Source organism: Bacillus sp. Bwzl_19 (genome assembly GCF_054900515.1).
The window spans coordinates 2704382-2727667 of sequence record NZ_CM142729.1; the positions used below are offsets into that span (position 1 = coordinate 2704382).

25 protein-coding genes and 1 pseudogene are annotated in these 23286 nt (G+C 46.4%); 13 read left to right on the forward strand and 13 right to left on the reverse strand.

Going from position 1 to position 23286, the window contains the following annotated elements:
- Window positions 1-21: 21 nt before the first annotated feature.
- Window positions 22-699, reverse strand: a complete 678-nt coding sequence (locus ACW5MY_RS14370) for a zinc metallopeptidase (protein ID WP_013353356.1) — start codon at window positions 697-699, stop codon at window positions 22-24.
- Window positions 700-745: 46 nt separating this feature from the next.
- The gene (locus tag ACW5MY_RS14375; protein ID WP_013353357.1) at window positions 746-1009 is read right to left on the reverse strand and encodes a hypothetical protein; all 264 of its coding nucleotides are present in this window, start codon (window positions 1007-1009) and stop codon (window positions 746-748) included.
- A 133-nt stretch (window positions 1010-1142) separates the two neighbouring features.
- Here ACW5MY_RS14375 and ACW5MY_RS14380 point away from each other — a divergent pair, with 133 nt between their 5' ends.
- Together ACW5MY_RS14380 and ACW5MY_RS14385 are read left to right on the forward strand one after the other, a co-directional pair.
- A complete protein-coding gene (locus ACW5MY_RS14380; protein WP_013353358.1) occupies window positions 1143-1397 on the forward strand; it encodes a protein mistic in 255 nt (84 codons plus the stop codon).
- Complete coding sequence (locus tag ACW5MY_RS14385) at window positions 1394-2380, forward strand: potassium channel family protein (protein WP_013353359.1); 987 nt, start codon at window positions 1394-1396, stop codon at window positions 2378-2380. Before ACW5MY_RS14380 ends, ACW5MY_RS14385 begins: the two co-directional genes overlap by 4 nt.
- Here ACW5MY_RS14385 and ACW5MY_RS14390 read toward each other — a convergent pair.
- The 5 genes from ACW5MY_RS14390 to ACW5MY_RS14410 form a co-directional block, all read right to left on the reverse strand.
- Window positions 2377-2781 carry a YugN-like family protein gene (locus ACW5MY_RS14390; protein ID WP_013353360.1) on the reverse strand — a complete coding sequence of 135 codons (405 nt, stop codon included), beginning with the start codon at window positions 2779-2781 and terminating at the stop codon, window positions 2377-2379. The genes ACW5MY_RS14385 and ACW5MY_RS14390 overlap by 4 nt on opposite strands.
- A gap of 22 nt (window positions 2782-2803) precedes the next feature.
- On the reverse strand, window positions 2804-3202 hold the full coding sequence (locus ACW5MY_RS14395; protein ID WP_013353361.1) for a hypothetical protein: 399 nt from the start codon (window positions 3200-3202) through the stop codon (window positions 2804-2806).
- A 21-nt stretch (window positions 3203-3223) separates the two neighbouring features.
- Window positions 3224-4576, reverse strand: coding sequence for a glucose-6-phosphate isomerase (locus ACW5MY_RS14400; protein ID WP_014472188.1), 1353 nt, complete (start codon window positions 4574-4576; stop codon window positions 3224-3226).
- A gap of 129 nt (window positions 4577-4705) precedes the next feature.
- Window positions 4706-5878 carry an iron-containing alcohol dehydrogenase gene (locus ACW5MY_RS14405; protein WP_289393856.1) on the reverse strand — a complete coding sequence of 391 codons (1173 nt, stop codon included), beginning with the start codon at window positions 5876-5878 and terminating at the stop codon, window positions 4706-4708.
- Window positions 5879-5964: 86 nt separating this feature from the next.
- Window positions 5965-7128: an iron-containing alcohol dehydrogenase gene (locus tag ACW5MY_RS14410; protein ID WP_013353364.1), complete on the reverse strand. Its 1164-nt coding sequence runs from the start codon at window positions 7126-7128 to the stop codon at window positions 5965-5967.
- A 228-nt stretch (window positions 7129-7356) separates the two neighbouring features.
- On the opposite strand from ACW5MY_RS14410, the gene ACW5MY_RS14415 reads away from it, so the two are divergent.
- The gene (locus ACW5MY_RS14415; protein WP_013353365.1) at window positions 7357-7593 is read left to right on the forward strand and encodes a DUF378 domain-containing protein; all 237 of its coding nucleotides are present in this window, start codon (window positions 7357-7359) and stop codon (window positions 7591-7593) included.
- A gap of 48 nt (window positions 7594-7641) precedes the next feature.
- Here the strand turns inward: ACW5MY_RS14415 and yugI are convergent, their stop codons facing one another.
- The 3 genes from yugI to ACW5MY_RS14430 all read right to left on the reverse strand — a co-directional run bounded on the left by yugI (window position 7642) and on the right by ACW5MY_RS14430 (window position 9901).
- The gene (yugI, locus tag ACW5MY_RS14420) at window positions 7642-8034 is read right to left on the reverse strand and encodes a S1 domain-containing post-transcriptional regulator GSP13 (protein ID WP_013353366.1); all 393 of its coding nucleotides are present in this window, start codon (window positions 8032-8034) and stop codon (window positions 7642-7644) included.
- Window positions 8035-8230: 196 nt separating this feature from the next.
- The gene (locus ACW5MY_RS14425) at window positions 8231-9400 is read right to left on the reverse strand and encodes an aminotransferase (protein ID WP_013353367.1); all 1170 of its coding nucleotides are present in this window, start codon (window positions 9398-9400) and stop codon (window positions 8231-8233) included.
- Window positions 9401-9901, reverse strand: coding sequence for an Lrp/AsnC family transcriptional regulator (locus ACW5MY_RS14430; RefSeq protein ID WP_013353368.1), 501 nt, complete (start codon window positions 9899-9901; stop codon window positions 9401-9403).
- Window positions 9902-10053: 152 nt separating this feature from the next.
- Here ACW5MY_RS14430 and ACW5MY_RS14435 point away from each other — a divergent pair, with 152 nt between their 5' ends.
- Entirely contained in the window at window positions 10054-10875 is an 822-nt protein-coding gene (locus ACW5MY_RS14435; RefSeq protein ID WP_014470892.1) for an alpha/beta fold hydrolase, read from the forward strand.
- 25 nt (window positions 10876-10900) lie between these two features.
- On the opposite strand, the gene ACW5MY_RS14440 is transcribed toward ACW5MY_RS14435, so the two are convergent.
- Window positions 10901-11161 (reverse strand): DUF1871 family protein, encoded by a 261-nt coding sequence (locus tag ACW5MY_RS14440; RefSeq protein WP_013353370.1) that lies wholly within the window; start codon window positions 11159-11161, stop codon window positions 10901-10903.
- 85 nt (window positions 11162-11246) lie between these two features.
- Here ACW5MY_RS14440 and ACW5MY_RS14445 point away from each other — a divergent pair, with 85 nt between their 5' ends.
- From ACW5MY_RS14445 to kapB, 3 genes and pseudogenes are all read left to right on the forward strand, one after another.
- Window positions 11247-12410: a MalY/PatB family protein gene (locus ACW5MY_RS14445; RefSeq protein ID WP_013353371.1), complete on the forward strand. Its 1164-nt coding sequence runs from the start codon at window positions 11247-11249 to the stop codon at window positions 12408-12410.
- Between the two features lie 123 nt (window positions 12411-12533).
- A pseudogene (locus ACW5MY_RS14450) lies at window positions 12534-13777 on the forward strand (ATP-binding protein).
- Between the two features lie 45 nt (window positions 13778-13822).
- Window positions 13823-14209: a kinase-associated lipoprotein KapB gene (kapB, locus tag ACW5MY_RS14455; protein ID WP_013353373.1), complete on the forward strand. Its 387-nt coding sequence runs from the start codon at window positions 13823-13825 to the stop codon at window positions 14207-14209.
- A gap of 24 nt (window positions 14210-14233) precedes the next feature.
- Here the strand turns inward: kapB and kapD are convergent, their stop codons facing one another.
- Window positions 14234-14851 (reverse strand): 3'-5' exonuclease KapD, encoded by a 618-nt coding sequence (gene kapD, locus ACW5MY_RS14460; RefSeq protein ID WP_061573660.1) that lies wholly within the window; start codon window positions 14849-14851, stop codon window positions 14234-14236.
- Between the two features lie 151 nt (window positions 14852-15002).
- On the opposite strand from kapD, the gene ACW5MY_RS14465 reads away from it, so the two are divergent.
- The 3 genes from ACW5MY_RS14465 to ACW5MY_RS14475 all read left to right on the forward strand — a co-directional run bounded on the left by ACW5MY_RS14465 (window position 15003) and on the right by ACW5MY_RS14475 (window position 18647).
- A complete protein-coding gene (locus ACW5MY_RS14465) occupies window positions 15003-16247 on the forward strand; it encodes an MFS transporter (protein WP_076983678.1) in 1245 nt (414 codons plus the stop codon).
- Between the two features lie 90 nt (window positions 16248-16337).
- On the forward strand, window positions 16338-18212 hold the full coding sequence (locus ACW5MY_RS14470; RefSeq protein WP_013353376.1) for a transglycosylase domain-containing protein: 1875 nt from the start codon (window positions 16338-16340) through the stop codon (window positions 18210-18212).
- Between the two features lie 21 nt (window positions 18213-18233).
- A complete protein-coding gene (locus ACW5MY_RS14475) occupies window positions 18234-18647 on the forward strand; it encodes a thiol-disulfide oxidoreductase DCC family protein (protein WP_013353377.1) in 414 nt (137 codons plus the stop codon).
- Between the two features lie 14 nt (window positions 18648-18661).
- Here the strand turns inward: ACW5MY_RS14475 and ACW5MY_RS14480 are convergent, their stop codons facing one another.
- Window positions 18662-19219: a YufK family protein gene (locus ACW5MY_RS14480; RefSeq protein WP_013353378.1), complete on the reverse strand. Its 558-nt coding sequence runs from the start codon at window positions 19217-19219 to the stop codon at window positions 18662-18664.
- Between the two features lie 174 nt (window positions 19220-19393).
- Here ACW5MY_RS14480 and malK point away from each other — a divergent pair, with 174 nt between their 5' ends.
- The 3 genes from malK (at window position 19394) to ACW5MY_RS14495 (ending at window position 23147) form a co-directional block, all read left to right on the forward strand.
- Window positions 19394-20995 carry a malate sensor histidine kinase MalK gene (malK, locus tag ACW5MY_RS14485; protein ID WP_289393857.1) on the forward strand — a complete coding sequence of 534 codons (1602 nt, stop codon included), beginning with the start codon at window positions 19394-19396 and terminating at the stop codon, window positions 20993-20995.
- Entirely contained in the window at window positions 20988-21695 is a 708-nt protein-coding gene (locus tag ACW5MY_RS14490) for a response regulator (protein WP_013353380.1), read from the forward strand. The genes malK and ACW5MY_RS14490 overlap by 8 nt, the downstream gene beginning before the upstream one ends.
- Before the next feature lie 378 nt (window positions 21696-22073).
- On the forward strand, window positions 22074-23147 hold the full coding sequence (locus tag ACW5MY_RS14495) for a BMP family lipoprotein (protein ID WP_013353381.1): 1074 nt from the start codon (window positions 22074-22076) through the stop codon (window positions 23145-23147).
- Window positions 23148-23286 lie beyond the last annotated feature (139 nt).

The window sequence follows — 23286 nt, forward strand, 5'->3', positions numbered from 1 at the left end:
TAAGGGGCCACCTCCTTCGTGTTAATTCTCATTACGACCGTTTAAGAAAATCATCACAAAACGAAGCAGCTCGAATAATGAAACGAGCGCCGCAGCCACATACGTCAGCGCGGCGGCGTTCAGCACTTTATTCACGCCGTGTTCTTCACTGTTGCGAATGAATCCTTCCGACACGATAATCCGCTTCGCCCTCGCGCTGGCATTAAACTCGACAGGCAGCGTGACAAGCTGGAAAAAAACAGCGGCAGAGAATAAAATAATGCCGAGTCCGATTAAATTCAAGCTGCCCAGGAGCATCCCGCCCAAGAAAAGCAGAGGGGCGACCCCGGAGGCAAAATTGACGACCGGAAAAATTTTGTGTCTCAGCACAAGCGCGCCGTATGATTCCTGATGCTGCAAAGCATGTCCGACTTCATGGGAAGCGACGGAAATGGCGGAAATGGAGCGGCCGTAATATACCGGCTCAGATAAACGCACCACCCGTTCCGTCGGGTCGTAATGGTCTGTTAAAGTGCCTCTTACCGGTTCTACCGGCACATCATATAAACCGTTTATATCAAGAATCCGTCTTGCCGTTTCCGCCCCCGTCCGCTGACTGGAAGCTTCCACGTCTGAGTATTTCTGAAAATTGCTTTTCACTTTAAATTGTGCCCAAAACGACAATCCCAATGCAGCAATTGTTAAAAAGACAAACAGCATATTATCCTCTTCCTTTTTCTCTTATATCGTACGAACTGCTTATATATTATTTTAATGAATGGCCGCTTTCCTGTACAGAAATCCGCTTCTTTTTTCTGACAGGAATCAAACCTGCGAGCATGATCAGAAAACACCCGGCCATTGCAGTATAAAACGGAAACGTGCCAACGGTCCCCTTTGCAAAAGCAAGCCATGAAAAGCCGCCGGACATATGATTGTATCCATTCAAATCGAAAATAAGCAATACGGCCGCTGAAGCGAGCAGCTGCGCTCCGGCCAGCGCCGCCAGCACTTTTTGAATGACTGTCATCTGACTCACCCTTTTTCGGTCCGTTTCTTTATCATATGAAAAAAACCGGGTGAATATGTTTTCGCCGATTTTTGAAAGACATCAAATGAACTGGGACATACTGTATAAAAAAAAGATACAGGTGTGATCCATCATGAAAGTGACAAATGGCGAAAAAGAACAGCTGAGCAATGCGATAGACAGAATGAATGAGGGGCTTGACGTCTTTATCCAGCTCTATAATGAATCGGAAAACGACGAACCTCTCATTCAGTTCGAGGATGAGACGGCCGAGTTAATCAGACAGGCGCGTGACTCATACGGCCAGGAACAGCTGAACGAAAAATTAAATACCATTATTAAGCAGATTTTGTCCATTTCTCTGTCGAAGGAAGAGCCGGACGAATGAAATCAAACCGTATCTTTATTTCCTGGCTGAGATGGCCGTTATATATTCGGATCGGATTGATCATTATCGCCTTGATCTTATTGTTCGGTCAATTGATTTACATGCTTGAACCGAAGCAATTCACGTCTGTGTTTGAAGGGATTTGGTGGGCGGTTATTACAGTGGCTACGGTCGGCTACGGCGATTACGTGCCCCAGACGCCGCTCGGGCAGATTGCCGGCATGGTGCTTGTATTAAGCGGAGCGAGTTTTGTGACCGCCTATTTCGCCACGCTTTCTTCAGCCGTGTTCAGCAAACAGCACCGCTATGTCGAAGGAAGGGTCGCCTTTAAAGGCAAGGGGCACGTCATTCTTGTCGGATGGAATGAGAAATCACATATGCTTCTGAAAGAGCTGCAGCACTTCGCACCATCAAAAACCGTCGTCCTGATCGATGATTCATTACGAGAAGGGCCGCTTATTGAGAACGTCCATTTCATCCGCGGACACGCTGCTGACGACGGCACGCTCAATAAGGCGAATATTACGGAAGCCGATACCGTCATTCTGACAGCAGACCAGCAGAAGAATGAAGCGGAAGCTGATATGCTGTCGGTATTAACGCTGCTCGCCATCAAAGGGCTGCATCCGTCCGTGTATTGTATCGTAGAAATTTTAACGGAACGGTATGTCAAAAACGCCGAACGCGCCGGAGCCAATAAGATTCTGTGCACATCACGGCTGTCGAGCCGGGTGATGTTTGAGCATTACCGGGTCAAGCTGCAGCTTGCCAAACCGCAAACGCTGTCCGATCTGACGCTGGAGAAAAAGGTTCGCATCATTCCCGTCCCCGAGGAATTAAAAGGCTTATCTTATTATGATTGTGCGCTCTATTATCTCAAGCGGAATACCACGATCATCGGCATACAAAAAGAAGAGGGGCCGATGCTTACCCCTCCCTTGTCATACCACGTGCTCAGCACTGATCTGTTTTTGGCTCTTTAATGCAGCAGAACATCTTCAAGCTCTTTCACGAGTGAAATGCCGATATCGATATATGAACGGTCAATTGCTGCATCCCGGCGTTTCGGCTCGGAGAATTGGTTGAATAATGATTCAAAAACACCGCCGCCTGCTGTATCATCCGTTTCCTGCTGATAGACGTGCCTCAGCAAAAAGGGCGTGCCGATTGTAACGGCAGCCCCCCGTTCATCCAGCCGTCCTTTATTTGCTTCAACAGGGATACGGAGAAATAAATAGCCGTCCTGATCGGAAATTTTATAATCAAAGAATCCCCGGTCATACTCCCAGCCGCCTCCGATGGTATAACCGATCGGTTTCAGCACCTGTTCCAATTCGCGGAATAAAAAAGATTGCCCTTCAAGTGAAGATGGTATGCTGATCATGTAAATATGCTCCTTTTAGTCTTTAGCGTCCCCGCTCTGCGGCATCTTCATACGGCTTCCGGGAAGAATCAGGAGCCGCAGACAGACGCTGAAAAGAGAAAACGGCGCATTCAATCAGAAAATACGTCACAATTGCGGACGCAGCGGCTTCAGGTGAAATAAAGAAAACGGCGGCATAGAGACAGCACTTCGTAATCAGCGAATGCATCCGGCCAATCTTCAGTTTCAGCCGGACCATATCCGTAAAAAACCCGAGTGGAAGAGCGAAAAACAGGATGGTTTGTAAGAGGACAGCGGAAGAAGGATTCAGCGCAGGATAGACAATAACGGCGGAACAGACGGAAATGACGGCATGCTTCCATAAGAGTCGTGCCAATTCATCATCACACCTTTCACGGTTTAAAAAAGGCTGACCCGTCATGCGGCGGGCCAGCCATTCTTTTTATTTTTCAAGGCGTTTTTCAAGCTCTGCTTTTTTCTCTTCAAATCCCGGTTTGCCGAGAAGCGCGAACATATTCACCTTATAGGCTTCAACACCCGGCTGATCAAACGGGTTGACTCCGAGCAGGTAACCGCTCATCGCCACCGCTTTTTCAAAGAAATAGACGAGATATCCAAATGTATATGCGTTAAGCTCCGGAATGTTGACAATTAAGTTAGGCACTTTTCCGTCTGTATGGGCAAGCATCGTGCCTTGGAACGCTTTTTTGTTGACGAAATCGACCGTTTTGCCGGCTAAATAATTTAAGCCGTCAAGATCATTTTCCGCTTCTTCAATAGTCAGCTCATGCTTCGGTTTTTCAACGTTTAATACAGTTTCAAACAGATCGCGTCTGCCTTCCTGCACGTATTGTCCGAGAGAGTGAAGGTCTGTTGAGAAGTTAGCGGAAGAAGGATAGATTCCTTTCTCGTCTTTTCCTTCACTTTCGCCGAAGAGCTGCTTCCACCATTCTGCAAAGTATTGCAGCGCAGGCTCGTAGTTGATGAGCATTTCAATGGTTCTTCCTTTATTATACAGAACATTGCGGACGACGGCGTATTGATAAGCCGCATTCTCTTCTAATTCCGAGCTGGAAAAGTCTTTGCTTGCATCCAGAGCGCCCTTCATCATTTCATCGATATCAGCCCCGCTTACCGCAATCGGCAGAAGGCCCACCGCAGTCAGAACGGAGAAACGTCCGCCGACATCATCAGGAATAACGAATGATTCAAAGCCTTCTTCATTAGAAAGCGTTTTTAAAGCGCCGCGCTCTTTATCTGTCGTCGCGTAAATCCGCGCTTTCGCTTCTTCTTTTCCGTATTTTTCTTCTAGAAGTTTGCGGAAAATCCGGAAAGCGATCGCAGGCTCCGTCGTCGTGCCGGATTTAGAAATTACATTGATAGAGAAATCAGCGTCTTCCAAAAGATCCATAACGTCTTTCATATAAGTTGAGCTGATATTGTTGCCGATAAAGATAACTTGAGGGTTTTTGCGTTTATCTTTCGGCAGGACATTATAGAAAGAATGATTGAGCGCTTCAATCGCCGCCCGGGCGCCTAAGTATGAACCGCCGATTCCGACGACGAGGAGCACGTCTGAATCTGATTTAATTTTTTCAGCGCTTTTTTTAATGCGCGCGAATTCTTCTTTATCGTAGTTTTCAGGGAGGTCCACCCAGCCTAAAAAGTCGCTTCCGGCGCCTGTTTTTTCATGGATATTATGGTGTGCCGTTTTTACGAAATCACGTGCGTATGTAAGTTCATGTTCATTGAAAAATGGTAACGCTCTTGAGTAATCAAAGCGTACATGCGTCATTTGCTTGTCCCTCCATAACGGTGAATTGTTTTCTCTTTCACTTTATATGAACTCCACCGCTAAATCAAGTCATGAAGAAGGCCGGGTGACTGCGGGATTTACGCAATCACTCCGGCCGGAAACCTGATCTTACAGAGACGCCTTCAGTATCGCAAGCACGTCATCTTTGTTCAGTTTTTGGAAATTGCCGAATCCGCCGTGTTCCATTTCTTTTGCGGCGATGTCTGCGATCAGTTCAAGCTTGTCTTCGCCGATGTCATAATCCGCAAGGCGGGACGGCGCGCCGAGGCTTGACCAGAACGCTGACAATTTATCGATACCTTCGAGCGCAATTTCTTTATCCGTTTTGCCTTCAGTATCAATGTCAAACATGTTGAGCATGAGGTTTTTAAAACGGTCTACATTTGTATCAAGCGTGTATCTCATCCAGTTCGGGAACAAAATCGCGAGTCCTCCCGCGTGAGGGATGTCATATACGGCTGATACGGCGTGCTCCATCGTGTGGGAAGCCCAATCGCCGAAATAGCCCATCTGCAGCGTGCCGTTTAATGCGATCGTACCCGCGTATAAAATCGTTTCGCGGTGCTTATAGTTCCCGAGGTCTTCCAAAAGCTTCGGCGCTGTTTCAATTACCGTCTGAAGTACCGCAAAGCACATTCTGTCCTGAAGCGGCGGGTTTTCAACATTGTGGAAATATTGTTCAAATACGTGGCTCATCATATCCACCATGCCGTATACGGTTTGGTTTTCAGGTACGCTGAATGTATTCTCAGGGTCTAAAATGGAGAAACGCGGATGAGTGACATTGCTGCCCCATACGAATTTTTCATTTGTTTCCCAATTTGTGATAACGGAATCCGGGTTCATTTCAGAGCCAGTCGCCGCAAGCGTCAGCACCGTGCCGAACGGAAGCGCGTCCTGCGCTGTTACTTTTTTGCTGTAAATGTCCCATGCGTCGCCGTCATACTTCGCTCCGGCCGCAATCGCTTTTGTACAGTCGATGACACTTCCGCCGCCGACTGCGAGAAGAAAATCAATCTCATGCTGTCTGCACAGCTCAATTCCTTTATTCACCGTTGCCAGACGCGGGTTTGGTTCAACGCCCGCAAGCTCATGAACAGATGCGCCTTCTTCTTTTAAGATGCCTGTTACTTGGTCATACAGGCCGTTTCTCTTAATGCTGCCGCCTCCGTATACAAGCAGTACATTTTTCCCGTATTGCTTCAGCTCTTTTTTCAATTGGTCGATTTGACCTTTTCCGAAAATCAGTTTCGTCGGATTGTAGTACGTAAAGTTCTCCATTCACAATAACCTCCAAAAAAATCGTAAGGGAATTACTATAACACAGAAAAAAAGGAGCTGCCAATTCGGCCGCCCCCTTTATTTGATTACAATGATGCTTTCAGTATCGCAAGCACATCTTCTTTTTGCAGTGATTTGAACTGTCCGAATGCGCCGTTTGCCATCGCTTTATCAGCAATCGTATCCAGCTTCTCGTCAGAAATGTCATAATCAGCGAGTCTGTTCGGAGCGCCGAGGCTCGTCCAGAACGCAGACAGCCTGCTGATCCCTTCAAGCGCGATCTCTTCATCTGATCTGCCTGTCTCGGCAATATCAAAGACACGGACGGCAAGCTGTTTAAAGCGGGCCGGATTTTCTTTGAGTACATGTCTCATCCAGTTCGGGAACAGAATCGCCAAACCTCCCGCGTGCGGTATATCGTAAACCGCAGACACCGCATGCTCGATGTTGTGTGTGGCCCAATCCCCTCTTGCGCCCATTGACAGCATTCCGTTCAATGCGATTGTGCCTGTATATAAAATCGTCTCACGAAGCTCGTAGTTCTCCAGATCATTGATCAGCTTCGGCGCTGTTTCAATCACCGTGCGCAGAAGCGATTCACACATCCGGTCCTGATACGGCGTGTTTGACGTGTGGTGGAAATATTGTTCAAATACGTGGCTCATCATATCGACCATGCCATAAATGGTGTGGTCTTTTGGAACGGTAAATGTGTTTACCGGATCAAGAATAGAGAATTTAGGATAAACGAGCGGGCTTCCCCATCCGTATTTCTCTTGTGTCTCCCAGTTTGTGATGACTGATCCGGAGTTCATCTCTGATCCGGTCGCCGCAAGCGTCAGCACTGTTCCGAACGGCAGCGCTTCTTTCGGCTGGTGTTTTTTCGTGACGATATCCCATGCGTCACCATCATATTTAGCACCCGCCGCGATGGCTTTCGTGCAGTCAATGACACTTCCGCCGCCGACGGCCAATAAGAAATCGATGTTGTTTTCTTTACAGAGCGCAACACCTTTGTTTACCGTTGAGACACGCGGATTCGGCTCTACGCCTGCCAATTCATGTACGGTAACTCCTGCTTTTTTCAGCAGCTCGGTTACTTGATCGTAAAGACCGTTGCGCTTAATGCTGCCGCCTCCGTATACGAGCAGCACGTTTTTTCCGTACGGCTTGATTTCTTCAGGAAGTTTTTCAACCTCTCCCTTTCCGAAAATCAATTTCGTCGGATTCCAATATGTAAAGTTTTGCATGACATCTCCTCCTTTGGATTTATATTATGCAGAAAGATGACGTTCAATGTAAAGCAATCCGCTTTTTTGACGGCACATCATACGGTTTACAGACGTCGTAACCTCGGGAATGGCACAGATATAGCTTGAAACAGTGTGATTTTCACGGCGGAGAATGTAGTATGCATAGATTCTTTGCTTTGTCACAATCTATAACTGTTTCACGAATTCATAGAGGAGGTTGTTTACATGAGTGTTATTCAGCGTATCTGTCTCGTTTTAACGATTATCGGCGCTATTAACTGGGGACTGATCGGATTTTTCCAATTTGATTTAGTAGCAGCCATCTTCGGCGGCCAAGGATCAGCTCTGTCGCGGATTATTTACGGCCTTGTCGGCATCGCCGGTCTGATCAATCTCGGCCTGCTGTTTAAGCCGAACGAAGAAACATCCCGCGAGGAAGCAACAAATCCGGAAGTCAGATAAACATAAAAAAAGCACCGAACATACATATCCGGTGCTTTTTTTTGATGCTTATTTTTTAATAAGGTCTTTGCGGTTGGACTGTTCAATCCACTCTTCAAGCTTATCTTTCAGTGTGTTGAAACCTTGCGGAGCAGAAGCTTCTTCAGAAACTTGAGCCGCTTTTGGTTTTCTTGGTTTGCTTTCTTTTCTTTCAGGCGCAGCTTGAGTCGCACGGATAGAAAGGCTGATTTTACCTTTTTCTTCGTCAACTGCAAGTACTTTTACTTGTACTTCGTCACCGATTGAAAGATGTTCATTGATGTCTTTTACGAAACCGTGAGTGACTTCAGAAATGTGCACAAGTCCTTGAGTTTCTTCATCTAATGCAACAAACGCACCATACGCTTGTAATCCTGTTACTTTACCAGTGTAAACACTGCCCACTTCAAATTTTGCTGCCATTCATAACAACTCCTAAGTTAAATTAAATACAGTTTATACGCAATTTAAAATTATATCATACAAGTTTGTTTTTCGCAAAGAGAACTTTTTTTATGAGGATGTTTAAGCACGGAAAAAGGAGGGTATACTATGTTTACGAAGGCTTTCTAGTATTCCCCCCCTTTTATTTGGATGCGAACTGGGTTCGTATCTTTTTTTATGCCCTTTTTTCAACAAACCGTTTGATTCTGACGAGCGCTTCCTGAATCTGCTCAATGGATGTTGCATAGGAGCATCTGATGTACCCTTCGCCGCTCGGGCCGAACACATTCCCCGGAACGACGGCTACTTTTTCTTCAAGAAGCAGCTGTTCTGCGAATTCTTCTGAACTCATGCCGGTCGACTGAATGGAAGGAAAGGCGTAAAATGCTCCGCCGGGGTGGTGGCAGCCGAGTCCGATTTCGTTCAGCGTTTCCACAATGAGATTTCGGCGTCTCCGGTAGCTTTTTTTCATTCTTTCCACGTCTTCCTGACCGTTTTTCAGCCCTTCAAGCGCCGCGTACTGCGCCATAGAAGGCGCGCACATCATCGCGTGCTGATGAATTTTGAGCATGGCGTCCCTGATCACGGGAGGCGCAGCCGTAAACCCGAGTCTCCATCCCGTCATGGCAAATGCTTTGGAGAACCCTGAAATAAGAATCGTCCGCTCCTTCATGCCGCGGATGGCCCCCATACTCGTGAATGGCTCGTCATACGTCAATTCGGCATAAATTTCATCGGCGAGCACAATGATGTCGTGTTTTTCAGCGAAAGCAGCGATTGATTCAAGCTCTTCTTTTGAATAGACGGAACCTGTCGGATTTGACGGCGAACAAAGAAGCAGCGCTTTTGTTTTGTCCGTCAGAGCCGCTTCAAAATCGGCTGCTGATGCTTTGAACCCTTTTTCAGCGGTAGTCTGAATCGGCACCGGCTTCGCTCCCGTCAGTGTCACGAGTGATTCATAGGCGACAAAACACGGTTCGGGAATTAACATTTCCTCTCCCGGATTCATAATGGCGCGGACAGCGAGATCAAGCGCCTGGCTTGCCCCTACCGTAACAATCAGTTCACTGTCAGGCGAATAATTCAGGCCGAACCGCTGATCTAAATAGCGGCTGATTTCTTCTCTCAGTTCATAAAGACCCGCATTTGCCGTATAAGCCGTATAGCCCTGTTCTAAAGAAAGAATACTCGCTTCCCTCACGTTCCAGGCCGTCACAAAGTCAGGTTCCCCCACTCCCAGTGAAATGACGCCTTCCATCGTAGCGGCCAGATCAAAGAATTTGCGGATGCCTGACGGTTTAATCTGCTGCACATAGTCAGATAAATAAGAAGTCTTCGTTTCCATTTACGGAGACACCACGATTCTTTTGTCATCGTCTCCGCTTTCAAAGACTTTGCCGTCATGCTTATATTTTTTCAGAATAAAGTGCGTTGTCGTGGAAACGACGGAATCAAGGGTGGACAGTTTTTCAGACACGAAGCTCGCAACGTCTGACATCGTGTTGCCGCGAATAACGACAGATAGGTCATACACCCCTGACATCAGGTATACTGATTCAACTTCCTGGAATCTGTATATCCGTTCAGCGACTTCATCAAAGCCAACATTTCGTTTCGGAGTGACTTTTACGTCAATCATCGCCGTGACGCCTTCCAAACCGTCGACTTTGCGCCAATCAATCATAGCTGCATAATCAATGATGACTTTTTCCTTTTCAAGCTTTTCAATGATGCTTTTGACTTCATCGGCGGGAATGTTCGCCATTTTTGCAATCGTTTCCGCGTCAACGCGGCTGTTTTCGTCTAAAATTTCTAATATTTCTGTTTCTTTTTCGGTCAGCTTCATATGTTTCACACCTTTGCATTATCAAAAATCTTCATGACATTATATCACGATTTTCGACAAATGCTAAGAAAAACCCGAAAGAAACCGGAGCTAAAATCTGACAATCAAAAAAGCCTTTACATCACAACAAAGAAAGGATGGCGAAGCCTTTTATGGAAGCTGTTTCACCGATTAAACGGGCCGCGATACACGGAGTTGAGCTGTATTACGAGCATTATGAAAATCCCGGCAGAGACACACTCGTCTGCGTACACGGTTTTTTATCTTCGGCATTCAGCTTCAGAAAACTGATACCGCTGCTCAGAAACCATTATGATATTATCGCCGTTGACCTGCCTCCTTTCGGACAATCGGAAAAATCACGGACGTTCGTATATACTTATGCAAACCTCGCCAAGCTTCTGATCGGACTTCTTGAAAAGCTCAATATCAGCCGGGCCGCGCTCGTCGGCCATTCGATGGGCGGCCAGATTTCCTTATCCGCGTCTCTTCTTAAACCAGAGCTTTTTTCTAAAATCGTCCTGCTGTGCAGCTCGGGGTATTTAAAACGCTCGCATCCGTCGATTATATTCGGAACGCATATCCCTTGTTTTGACTTGTATCTTAAGTATTGGCTTTCAAAAGACGGCGTGCTGAAAAACCTGCTAAATGTCGTACATGACCGGACGCTTATCGACCAGGAAATGATTGACGGTTATGAAAAACCATTTACAGACCGGCAGATTTTCAAAGCAATGACAAGGTTCATCAGGCACAGGGAGGGCGATTTGGACTCTGAAGATTTGAAGAGAGTACAAAACCCCGCTCTTTTAATATGGGGGGAAGAAGACCGGGTCGTGCCGGTCTCAGTCGGAGAACGGCTTCACCGCGACCTCCCGGATTCCATTTTGTATTCGCTTAAAGATACGGGGCATCTCGTCCCCGAAGAGCGTCCGGAGTTTGTTTCGGAGCGGATTTTTGAATTTATCCAATAACAAAAACCGGCGATATCGCCGGTTTTTAAGGGGTGCAGGAGCTGCTTTCTTTTATGAACAGTAGCTGCTCGGCCACCTTTTGGCAGCCTTCGATCGGAAGTTTTTGTTCAAATGAAGCTTCAAAGATATCCTGAATGGCTTCTGCCAGCTTGTCGGCACGATCTTCACGATAGACGGCCTGAACGATATCGACGGCTTCTGTCTCATAAAATTCTTCTCCATATTTAAACGGGTCCCACTTGGCAATGATTTTCATCATTCCCATGACCGCTTGGCTTTCTTCCATTTTCATCACCGCTTATAATAAAGTTTGCAAATCTATTTTACCATAGATACACTGTGAAAATAATGATACTACAGGAGTGACATACATGAACTTTGACCTTCGAGAAAACCGGCTTGGCACACAATCGGTGAAATGGGACACGGCAGAAGCGTTATTCGGCGTATCGGACGCACTTCCGATGTGGGTGGCCGATATGGATTTCCGAGCTCCCGAAGCGGTCACTGAAGCCTTAAAAGCCCGCCTTGACCACGGGATATTCGGTTATACGTCTCCTGACGAAAATACAAGAGAAGCCGTCGCTTCATGGCTTCATACTCGGCACGGCTACCGGCCCGATCCCGCAAGCATCGTGTTCAGCTCCGGGGTTGTCACGGCGATCAGCATGGCCGTACAGGCCTTTACCGAACCGGGAGATCCGGTTTTGATCCAGTCACCCGTGTATACGCCTTTTTATCAGATGATCGAGGAAAACAAACGGCGGGTTTTACATAACCCATTACGGGAAGAAAACGGAATCTACTGCATGGATTTTGAGGATATTGAGAAAAAGCTGAGCGATTCTGAGGTTAAGCTGATGATTCTTTGCAATCCGCACAATCCGTCCGGGAGAGCGTGGAGCCGGGATGAGCTTTTGAAGCTCGGATCGCTGTGCGCCGCCCATAACGTCACCGTCGTTTCTGACGAAATACATTCCGACTTGATGCTGTACGGAAAGCCGCATACGCCATTTGCTTCTCTGTCTGAGGATTTTGCGCGGATTTCCGTTACTTGTGTCGCGCCGAGCAAGACGTTTAATATCGCCGGCATTCAGGCATCCGCCATTATCATTCCCGATCGGTATAAGCGGGTGAAATTCTCCGCCGCATTGCATCAGAACGGAATTTCCAACCTCAACACATTTGCGGTTGCAGCAATCGAAGCCGCCTATACAAAGGGGGGCCCTTGGCTCGATGCGCTGATCCCTTACATTGAGGGAAATATGAAATTGGCTGAAGACTTTTTAAGAAAAGAATTGCCGAAAGTCCGCATGATGAAGCCTGACGCCTCCTATTTGATCTGGATGGATTTCAGCGAATACGGGTTTTCGGACGCAGAGCTCAGAGAAAGAATGCTCAAAAAAGGGAAAATCATTTTAGAACCGGGAACGAAATACGGACCCGGCGGCGAAGGATTTATGAGACTCAATGTCGGCTGTTCGGCCGCCGCCGTAAAAGAAGGGCTTGAGAGAATCAAAGCAGCGCTCGCTTAGCAGCCGAAAGAACGCCTTTATCCGAAGAGATAAGGGCGTTCTCTTTAGAGAAAAAATATACTTTTTTTGCCGGTAAAGATGTTATAATAGATTCATATTTACATAGGAAAGGATTTCGCATAAATGGAGATTGTAAAGGATTACCTGCTTCACTTCTCTTTTATACTATTCCCTATTTTTCTTTATCAAGTCTTCTGGCTCAGCAAGCCTGATTTGCTTGTGCCGAGAGCGAACCGCCTGCTGGTCGCCGTATTTGCAGCGTCATCTTCATTATTATGTACGGCATTTCCCATCCAGGAACTTCATACCGTCCGTTACGGATTGCAGCTGATTCCCATTATCGTCTGCCTGCTTTATTCCGGAACTGCCGCAGGACTTGCCGCAGGGGCAGTATCCGTTTTTTCTCAGCTCATATGGTTTGAACCTTCCGCTCTTTTTTTCTTATCCTTAATTCCTTTTTTAATCATCATTCCTATCCGGCTCCAATCGAAATGGCCTTTTTTTTCAAAGCGGAAGAAACTGCTTTTCGCTCTTCTCATCGGCTGCACTGAAGCCGTCCTATTAACCGCAGCTGTCTTCATCTATTCCGTAACCAATATTTTCAATTTTCAAAATCTATCTTCTATTTATTACGAGGCGGCAATATCCGTATTTTTTCAGGTCAGCGCCCTGGTGCTGTGCATTTATTTGATTGAGATCATTGATGAGAATGCGTCCATGCGGGCAAGGCTGATACACTCAGAAAAAATGGCTGTCGTCAGTGAGCTTGCAGCGAGCGTCGCCCATGAAGTCCGCAATCCGCTTACAGTCGTCAGAGGTTTTGTGCAGCTGCTGTTCAGCGGCGAACAGCTTCAGGACAAATCACACTCCGGGTATCAGAAGCTTGTGCTGTCCGAACTCGACCGGGCTCAGACGATCATAACGAATTATCTGGATATGGCGAAGCAGGATGATTATGAAAAGGAAAGGTTTGATATTTCTCTGCTCGTGAAGGAAACGAGTTCCTTAATGGAGTCATACGCCAATTTTAAATCGGTGACGGTTCGAAGCGAGCCGGATTTATATGTGTACGGGGACATAAAAAAACTGAAACAGCTGTGCCTTCTGAAAACGGCCGAATCGAGGTCTCCGTTCAAAAACAGGAACAGATGATTCTCATTCAGATTACGGATAACGGAATCGGCATGTCCGACGACGAACTTCAGAAACTCGGCAAGCCGTATTATACACTGAAGACTAACGGCACCGGGCTCGGACTTACTGTGACATTCTCGATTATTCAGCATCATGAAGGCTCCGTCTATTTCACCAGCGGCGAGCACTCGGGCACAACGGCCTCCGTCAGGCTTCCGGCAGCTGTTCACTAGCCAATCGCGCTGATCTTTTATAGAATAAGCAGAGAGGTGAACGCTATGGATTCATTTGAAATCGGCACAATCGTAAAAGGGTTTTATAAAACAGGAGCATACATAGGGGAAGTGACAGACGTCAGGCCTAAGCACTATTTAGTAAAAATTAAAGCCGTTCTGACGCATCCCGCTCAAGGAGATCTTCATCATCCGAAGCAGGCGGATGTTCCGTTTTTTCATGAAAGAAGAGCGCTTGCATACGGGGAACAGACAAACATACCGCACCAGATGGTCAAACCGTTTGAAGGTGAAGTGCCTGATTATACGGCTTCCTTACAGGCTGCGGCTGCCCGGCTGAAAGATCAGCTCACAGCGGACGGCTCAGAATGGGCGAAACGATCGCTCGCCAGCTTGGCCGTGTTAGAGCGTGACTATTTTAAAGAACTTTGACCCAGTCGGCATGATTGGGTTTTTTTATGTGGCCCGGCGAAACAGTTCAGTCAGATCGACGCGATCGCCGATCGTCGGAGGTTGCGGTTTTTCAAGATATTGTTTATCGCGCTCGACAAGCTTGAATAACTTGTGAGTCGTCATCGCATCATCCAGCGCTTTATGATGCGTACCCGTCCCTTTATCGCCGTACTCTTCAGCCGCTTTCCACAGGCCCGTCAATGTTCTGTCACCGAAGAAGTTTTTGTATTCAAGGGACAGATCCCGGAGTTCTCCTTTAAATGGAAAAGGGATGTGGTTAAACATGCAATTTTGCTTTAACACTTTCATGTCCATATTGCCCCAGGTGACGATCGTGCAGTTTTTATCAGGATCAAGCTCATTTAATTTGCGGATGAATTCATTAAACGTGATTCCGCCGTCCACGTCTTCTTGAGTGATGTTCAGAAAGGTTTTGCACCGTTTCGTCAGCTTCGGAAATTTTTTCGGTTTGATATAACTTGAAAACGTTTCAGCCACTTCGTCATCCACCGTTTTGACAATCCCCGCTTCAATAATCTCGGGAAAGAAATTTTGCGGGCTGTATTTTCCGTCAGGCATCGTAAATTCGAAATCAATAATGAGCAGACTGCGCTGATCCACTTTTTTTACACCTGCCTTTCCTCCGATCAAAAATGATATTTTATGATAGTATATCAGTTTCCCCTCTGAAACTTTCTTCATTTTCTAAAAATAATGAATTTTCCTATATCCGCATCAAAAATACAAATACCGAATTCATTCCTATATACTTATTATTAGACACACGAAAAGTAAAGAAGGTGATGTTATTTCTGTCCGTAAGAAGAACTTCGTCGTCATTTGGATTACAAATTTCTTTGTTTCCGCCAGCATGACCATGATTGTTCCGTTTCTTTCGCTGTATATCGAATCGATCAGCCCCCACTCCGGCGGGTATGTGCAGAGATGGAGCGGGTATGTGTTCGGCGTCACGTTTTTAATGGCGTTTGTGATTTCTCCGTTTTGGGGAAGATTCGGCGATAAGCAAGGCTACAAAAAAATTCTTTTGATTACAGGAACCGGCATTGCCGCAAGCATTTTATTAATGGGGTTTGTGACATCGGTTTATCAGCTGTTTGTCCTGCGGCTGCTAATGGGCCTCGTGACAGGCTTTGTTCCGACATCGCTTGCCATGATTTCGGCGCAGACGCCGAAAGAAACTGCCGGGAAAACACTCGGCACCTTGCAGATGGGTCAGGTGTCAGGCACTTTATTCGGACCGATGCTGGGCGGGCTGCTCGCTGACAGCTTCGGGTTTACGTACACGTTTTTTATTACGTCCTTTGTCATTTTCGCATCCGTGCTGCTCGTTTTATTTCAGGTCAACGAGCAGCCGCTCGGCGAGAAACAAAGCAAGCGGAAAACCTATTCCAGAAAACAGGTGCTCTCCTATATTTTTCACCAGCCCGCGCTTTGGGCGATGATGGTGCTTACCATGATCGTGCAAACCGGCAATTTCAGCATTCAGCCGCTGCTTGCTTTATATGTCAATGAGCTGCACGGGCCTGTTAATTTAGCTTTTTTCTCCGGAATGGCGTTTTCAGCTACCGGACTCGGAAGCTTATTGCTTGCCCGGAAATGGGGAGACTTCGGCGACCGCTTCGGCCACAGCCGGATCTTAATCGTGCTTTTGATCGCATCAGCGGTGTTTTTTATTCCGCAGGCGCTCGCCTCCTCTCTCTCCATCCTTTTAGTCTTCAGATTTCTGTTCGGCATGGTCATGGGCGGCACGCTGCCCTGCATTACGGCAGCGATCCGCGTCAGGGCGCCGGGCAGCATTCAGGGTGAGGTGCTCGGCTATAACGTCAGCTTTCGGTTTCTCGGAAATGTGCTCGGCCCTCTGCTCGGAGGCGCGGTATCGAGCGGTTTTTCCATTTCGGCTGCTTTCTACGTCACCGCCTTTCTCTTTTTGGCAGGCGCGGGACTTTTATGGATGGCCGGACATCTGCAAAAGGATACAGCGTCAAATGCGGGCTGACCGATCAGCAATCACGATTTCTTCTAAATTTAACCTTCTCGTATTCTTAAAAGAATGATACGATATGGCTAGAAATCAGGAGAAAAGAGAGTGACCATGGTACGTAAAATAATCGGATGGATTTTGCTGCTTGGCATTATCCCGTTGTTTGCATTTACAGTTATTGCTTCCGGCAAAGAGGTAAAACAAATCAAGCCTTTTGATCAGGTGCTCGATAACCATATTGATTTAAAAGCAATCAATCTGGTTCAAAACAGTTACATGTATGACAGGGACGGAAGCCTTGTTTCTGAAATTGTCAGCGATCATGAGAACCGCGTAATCGTGCCCTTCAATAAAATACCGAATGAGGTAAAACAGCTGTTTTTGACCTCTGAGGACCGTCATTTTTATGAGCATAAAGGGTTTGATTTTATGGGGATGGTCAGGGCAGCCGCCTCCAATTTCAAAGATCATAAAATTGACCAGGGCGCCAGCACCATCACCCAGCAGCTGGCAAGGAACGTGTATTTAAGCCATGAACGCACCTTCAGCCGAAAACTGACGGAGCTGGCCTATTCCTATCAGCTTGAGAAAAAATACAGCAAAGATGAGATTTTAGAAGGCTACTTAAATACGATTTATTTTAATAACGGGGTATACGGTGTCGGTTCGGCGGCACAATTTTATTTCAGCAAGCCGCTGAAATCTCTCACCCTGGGAGAAATGGCTTTCATCTGCGCCATCCCTAATAACCCTACATTATATGATCCTCTCAAGCATTTTGACTATACGAAAAAACGACAAGTCAGATTGCTTAACGGATTAAAAAAAGCAGGCGTCATATCCGGAAAACAGCTTAAAAAAGCCGAAAAGGAACATATCAAACTTGATATAAACGAAAAAACAAACAAATATCCTGACTATGTTTCCTATGTAAATGATGAATTCACACAGCTTGTTTCATCATCTGAAGGCTATGACAAACGTCTTGAAAAAGCTTCCGGAAAGGCGAAACAAAAAATTCAGAGCGAGCTTTCCGAAAGAGTCAGCACGCTGTTGAAAGACGGTGTGAAGATTTATACGGCGCTGAATCCGTATATGCAAAATCAGGTCGTCGCCCAAGTGAATCAAAATCTGCCGTATGCAGGCGTTCAGGGCGGAGCGGCCGTGATTAATCATCAGACGCATCAGATTATCGCACTTTCTGGCGGGAAAGATTATCATAAATATGATTTCAACCGTGCCTATCAAGCTTACAGACAGCCCGGTTCTTCCATTAAGCCGCTGCTTGATTACGGGCCTTACATTGAAAAGACCGGCGCCACGCCAAACAGCAAGATTGACGCAAGCAAATTCTGCAGTGCGGATTACTGCCCGCAAAACTACAATAACCGCACGTACGGCACGGTAACGCTGGAAACGGCGTTTAAATACTCGTACAACACACCGGCCATCAGAATTATGGACCGCGTGGGCGTCAATAAGGCGTTCAGCTACCTTGAACCGTTTCATTTCGCGAAGCTGGTCAGCGCGGATTACCGTCTGCCTGCGGCGCTGGGCGGTTTTACAAACGGGATGACGCCTCTTGAAATGACCAATGCGTACACCACGTTCGGCAACAACGGCGTTTATACGCCGAGTCACGCGATTACTAAAGTGACTGATTTAAAAGGAAAAACGATATTAAAATGGAAAGACCAGCCGACGCAGGTTTTCAGCGTACGGACCAACATGCAGATCAAAGAAATGATGAAAGCCGTCGTTAAAAGCGGAACAGGAAAAAAAGCGAACTTTAAAGCTCCATACGTCGGCGGAAAATCAGGTACGTCAAATGACTATCACGACATGTGGTTTGTCGGCCTGACGGATGCATATACAATGGGGGTATGGGTCGGCAAGGATACACCGTCAAGCGTCGAATATCTTCATGACGCAAGCCCTCAGCTTTCGATCTGGAAAAACACGCTGCAAGCAGCCTATTAAAGATAACGGAGGGGATCCACCTTGAAACCAGCTCAGCTTCCGGACCGCGTACTATTGTTTGACGGCGTCTGCAACTTATGCAACGGCGCCGTTCAATTCATCATTAAACGCGATCCGGCCGGCCTGATCTCATTTGCTTCATTGCAATCAGATACCGCCCGTGAGCTTTTGGCATCAGAAGGACTTCCGACAGAACAATTTGACAGCATGATTTTTATCGAAAACGGGCGGATATACAGAAAATCCCAAGCGGTATTGAAAGTTGCCCGTCATCTCCGCGGAGCCTGGCGGCTGTCTTCGGTTTTTTTCGCAGTGCCCCGCCCCCTCAGGGACAGAGCCTATTCTTTCATCGCCCGGCGACGTTACAAATGGTTCGGAAAAAGGGAAGCATGCATGCTCCCCTCCCCTGAGATCAAAAACAGATTTCTGTCTTAACAAAAATGGCTAGCTTACACAGGTAAGCTAGCCATTATGCTATTATAAAGCTTGATAAAAATGTACAAAATACCGATAACAAAAGTAAACCAAAACAGAATCTCAAACAATATAAAACCGATCAGGGAAACGATCGAGAGCGTTGAATAGATTCTGTACACCATGAAGATCAAATATACGAGCGTGACGACGGCAAATAACGCCGCAATCCAGAAACCATTCTGCACAAGCGCAAAGGAAAGAATTCCTCCGCCTACATAAATTAAAGAGCCTAATCTGATTTTTTTCAGGTTGTCCCCTTCAGGGTCATTTGTGAAAAACAAAAGAGACAGCTCTGTTACTGTGTTTGCAATCAGCTTTAAAGCCGAAAAAAGCATAAAATACACAAGGGCGAACGCTGCAAAAAGCGCCAGTCTGATCCCTTTCTCGGAGAAATAATCTAGCATCCCCTGATACATGCCGAGCGACTGAAGCATCTTCATGGCATAAAGCGAGGTAGAAATGGATAATGACGAACTAAAAAGCAGAATCGCAACGAGCGGAAAATAACCCGTCCAATAAGTATTTTTCATATAATAAGTCCCTTTCTATAATCTACCTCACTTATTATGGAGGACTTAAAACACATTGACAAGATAAAAAATTCCATTTTTCCTCACTTTTACGAAATATGAGCCCGATCTTCACAAACCGGCTTTTTCGGAGTAAAGTAGAACGCGGGAATGATAAACGTAAGGAAGGCTGTTATGAAAAAAACATTAAAATTGCAAACCCGATTAACGATATTCGTCTGTATTGTCGTTCTGATCGCACTTTGTATCACTTTTTTCACCATCAGCGTCCAGACCGCAGACCGCGTGAAAGAAGAAGAACGGACAACCGCGCTGCGCACCGCAAAACTGGTCGCAGAAACACCGGGTGTCGCACAGGCATTGCAAACAAGAAAAGGGCTGAAAGAGCTCCGGGATTATACATTGGACGTCCAGCATACGACAGGAACCGAATTTGTCGTGGTTATGGATATGAACAGCATCCGCCTCACCCACCCCGACGCAAATAAAATCGGGAAGAAATTCACCGGCGGAGACGAGCAGCCGGCGATGCACGGCCATATCAAAACGAGCACATCAGCGGGAACGCTCGGGAAATCCATGAGAGCCTTCGTTCCGATCTATGGAAAAGATAAAAAACAAGTGGGCGTCGTTTCAGTCGGGATTTCGCTGAACAAAATACAGGATGTCGTAAGCCACAGTTTGAGACCGCTTTATTTCATTATCTGCGTAAGTATTTTTGTCGGCGTCATAGGAGCTGTGATTGTCGCCCGCACCGTCAAAAACATCATGTACGGTCTTGAGCCTTATGAAATCGCCACCCTGCTGGAAGAGCGGAGCGCCATGCTCGAATCCACGAAGGAGGGCATCCTGGCGGTTGACGCGCGGGGAAAAATTAAGCTTGCCAATGCGGAAGCGAAACGCCTTTTTATTAAAATGGGTATTCCGACTAATCCGGTCGATCAAGATGTGAACGATATTCTTCCGAAAAGCCGGCTGAAGCAGGTGATTGAAACGAAAAAACCGCTTCAGGACAGAGATATCCGCATTAACGGCCTAGAGCTGGTCTTTAATGAGGTTCCGATTCATCTGAAGGGGCAAACCGTCGGAGCAATCGCCACTTTCAGGGACAAAACGGAGGTCAAACATTTAGCAGAACAGCTGTCCGGTGTTAAAATGTATGCAAACGCGTTAAGAGCACAGTCCCATGAATTCATGAATAAGCTCCATGTCATTTTAGGACTTGTACAGTTAAAAGAATACGATGACCTCGGCACTTATATTAAAGATATCGCTATTCAGCAAAAGACGGAAACAAGCGAAATTATAAGCGATGTCAAAAGCCCGGTTCTCGCAGGGTTTCTTTTAGGAAAACAAAGCTACATACGCGAACAGGGCGCTGATCTGGACATTCAGCTTGGCAGCCTGATTCCGAATGCGGCGGATCCTGCCGTCATCCATGAGCTCATTACGATTATCGGAAATCTGTTAAACAACGGGCTTGACGCGGTGGCGCAGATGCCGAAAAAAAACATTACGTGTTCGATGCGGTTTCAGGATCGCCAGCTTAATATAGAAATTACGGACACCGGGGCCGGAATGTCTGCCGAAGACCAAACCCGCATTTTTGAACAGGGGTATTCCACGAAAGGAACAAACCGGGGATTCGGCCTCTATTTTACCCAGCAGGCAACAGAAAATTTAAAAGGCCACATGATTGTGACAAGTGAAAAGAATGAAGGAACGACTTTCAGTCTTCGCATTCCGTATGAACCGAAGGAGGAAAATGATGATTAATGTACTCATAGTTGAAGACGACCCCATGGTGGGTGAATTAAATAAACGCTATCTCAGCCAGATTGAAGGCTTTCAGCTGAAAGGGATCGCTTCATCCTTTCAAAGCGCGCTGCACGTGTTAAGCGAGCATCATATCGATCTCATCCTTCTTGACATTTACATGCCGGGAAAAAACGGGCTTGAGCTTTTAACGGAAATCCGCAAACAAAATGAATCGGTCGATGTCATCGTCATTTCAGCCGCAAGCGAGCTGGATGTCATCAAAAAAACGCTTCGGTACGGCGCCGTCGATTATTTAATCAAACCATTTGAGTTTGACCGTTTTCAAACCGCCCTTTCCGACTACAGACGCAAGCAGAAGGTTTATCAATCACACAGAAGCATGACACAGAAAGAATTGGATGCGGAGCTTTTTCAAAAGAAAGAAGCGGCTGAAAAAGTTCACCTTCCGAAGGGCCTGACAAAAAGCACGCTTAAACTCATCTGGGCAAGCATCGAATCTTTCGGAGACAGCTCTTTTACCACTGAAGATCTCGCCAAGCATACTGAAATCTCACAAGTTTCCATCCGGAAATACCTTAAATTTTTGGAGGATACTCAAGTGCTGAACGTAGAGATGGCGTACGGCACGATCGGCAGACCGGTCTTTCAATACCATATCAACACCGGCAATGTCAGCAGCATAAAACAATATTTATAATGTCAAAAAGCGCCGTTCCGCCGTGAACGGTGCTTTTTTACTGTCATCCCCCGTGACAAAATGCTATATAAGAATAATGACCCGGCGGAACCTCCTATAATTTATCCAGATGAGGAAATGGGTTCGTAAAATTGATATTTTTTAAAAATAAGCAAATTTCTATTTATTTATGGCGGGTAAAATGATAATTATGATTGGTTAGCTGATCTTTTCAGGTAAGCCATAAGTCCCGAACCCGGAAGAGACAGCCGCTTAGGCGGGAAAAAGAGAGATCGTCTCATCATTATTATCAGAAAGTTTTTTCGATTCTGTATCCGGGACGGTGAATCGAGTGTGAAAGGAACAGCATCAGCCATATTTTACAGGGGGGTTATATCTTTGAAAAAACGCAAAATCGGAATGGCGATGGCGCTCATCGCGGCTGCCGGAACCATATTAAGCGCATGCGGTTCAAGTGACAAAGCAAACGGCTCCGGAAGCAAAAACTTTACCGTCGGCATGGTCACAGATATCGGCGGCGTCGATGACAAATCATTCAACCAGTCCGCCTGGGAAGGCATCCAGGCATTCGGAAAAGACAAAGGGCTTACAAAAGGCAAAAGCGGTTTTGACTATCTTCAATCAAAATCAGATGCGGATTATACAACGAACTTAAATAAATTAGCGCGGGAACACTTTGACCTGATATACGGAGTCGGGTATTTGATGCAGGATTCCATCAGCGAAATCGCCGATCAGCGCAAAGACACGAATTTTGCGATTATTGACGCCGTTGTCAAAAAAGACAACGTGGCGAGCCTTACATTTAAAGAGCAGGAAGGTTCATTCCTCGTGGGAGCAGCCGCTGCGTTATCGAGCAAAACGGGAAAAGTCGGATTCGTGGGCGGAATGGAGTCTGAATTGATCAAAAAATTTGAAATCGGCTTCCGCGCCGGTGTACAAGCCGCAAATCCGAAAGCGGTCGTCGAAGTGAAATATGCGGGCGGATTTGACAAAGCCGATGTCGGCAAGGCGACGGCTGAAAGCATGTACAAATCGGGCGTTGACGTCATTTATCACGCGGCCGGCGCAACGGGAACGGGCGTCTTCACTGAAGCCAAAAATCTTAAAAAAGAAGATCCGAAGCGGAACGTATGGGTCATCGGTGTTGATAAAGACCAGTACGCCGAAGGTCAAGTCGAAGGCACAAAAGACAATGTCACACTTACATCAATGGTCAAAAAAGTGGATACAGCCGTGAAGGACTTAACGAAAAAAGCAAGTGACGGAAAATTCCCTGGCGGCAAAACATTAACATACGGTTTGGCGCAAGATGCAGTCGGCATCTCGGATCACAAGGAAAACCTTTCTGACGATGTCATCAAAGCAACAGACGATTGGAAGAAGAAAATCGCGGACGGACTCGAGATCCCTTCAACTGAAAAAGAATTGAAATCCTTCAAGGCTGAGTAAGAATCAGGGGATAAGGAGACTTTCGTGCTTATCCCCTCTCTTTTTTGAAAAGAGCGGTGAAGGAAAAGCTGCATCTTTTGCAGCTTTTCTTTTGCCAAGCTCTTTTTCATCAAAGCATCTCTAAAAAGGAGCGTCAAAT

Bases quoted from the DNA above. Each gene is read 5' to 3' on its own strand.
- ACW5MY_RS14370 (WP_013353356.1), bottom strand. From the start codon at position 699: ATGCTGTTTGTCTTTTTAACAATTGCTGCATTGGGATTGTCGTTTTGG.
- ACW5MY_RS14375 (WP_013353357.1), bottom strand. From the start codon at position 1,009: ATGACAGTCATTCAAAAAGTGCTGGCGGCGCTGGCCGGAGCGCAGCTG.
- ACW5MY_RS14380 (WP_013353358.1), top strand. From the start codon at position 1,143: ATGAAAGTGACAAATGGCGAAAAAGAACAGCTGAGCAATGCGATAGAC.
- ACW5MY_RS14385 (WP_013353359.1), top strand. From the start codon at position 1,394: ATGAAATCAAACCGTATCTTTATTTCCTGGCTGAGATGGCCGTTATAT.
- ACW5MY_RS14390 (WP_013353360.1), bottom strand. From the start codon at position 2,781: ATGATCAGCATACCATCTTCACTTGAAGGGCAATCTTTTTTATTCCGC.
- ACW5MY_RS14395 (WP_013353361.1), bottom strand. From the start codon at position 3,202: ATGACGGGTCAGCCTTTTTTAAACCGTGAAAGGTGTGATGATGAATTG.
- ACW5MY_RS14400 (WP_014472188.1), bottom strand. From the start codon at position 4,576: ATGACGCATGTACGCTTTGATTACTCAAGAGCGTTACCATTTTTCAAT.
- ACW5MY_RS14405 (WP_289393856.1), bottom strand. From the start codon at position 5,878: ATGGAGAACTTTACGTACTACAATCCGACGAAACTGATTTTCGGAAAA.
- ACW5MY_RS14410 (WP_013353364.1), bottom strand. From the start codon at position 7,128: ATGCAAAACTTTACATATTGGAATCCGACGAAATTGATTTTCGGAAAG.
- ACW5MY_RS14415 (WP_013353365.1), top strand. From the start codon at position 7,357: ATGAGTGTTATTCAGCGTATCTGTCTCGTTTTAACGATTATCGGCGCT.
- yugI (WP_013353366.1), bottom strand. From the start codon at position 8,034: ATGGCAGCAAAATTTGAAGTGGGCAGTGTTTACACTGGTAAAGTAACA.
- ACW5MY_RS14425 (WP_013353367.1), bottom strand. From the start codon at position 9,400: ATGGAAACGAAGACTTCTTATTTATCTGACTATGTGCAGCAGATTAAA.
- ACW5MY_RS14430 (WP_013353368.1), bottom strand. From the start codon at position 9,901: ATGAAGCTGACCGAAAAAGAAACAGAAATATTAGAAATTTTAGACGAA.
- ACW5MY_RS14435 (WP_014470892.1), top strand. From the start codon at position 10,054: ATGGAAGCTGTTTCACCGATTAAACGGGCCGCGATACACGGAGTTGAG.
- ACW5MY_RS14440 (WP_013353370.1), bottom strand. From the start codon at position 11,161: ATGGAAGAAAGCCAAGCGGTCATGGGAATGATGAAAATCATTGCCAAG.
- ACW5MY_RS14445 (WP_013353371.1), top strand. From the start codon at position 11,247: ATGAACTTTGACCTTCGAGAAAACCGGCTTGGCACACAATCGGTGAAA.
- kapB (WP_013353373.1), top strand. From the start codon at position 13,823: ATGGATTCATTTGAAATCGGCACAATCGTAAAAGGGTTTTATAAAACA.
- ACW5MY_RS14480 (WP_013353378.1), bottom strand. From the start codon at position 19,219: ATGAAAAATACTTATTGGACGGGTTATTTTCCGCTCGTTGCGATTCTG.
- malK (WP_289393857.1), top strand. From the start codon at position 19,394: ATGAAAAAAACATTAAAATTGCAAACCCGATTAACGATATTCGTCTGT.
- ACW5MY_RS14490 (WP_013353380.1), top strand. From the start codon at position 20,988: ATGATTAATGTACTCATAGTTGAAGACGACCCCATGGTGGGTGAATTA.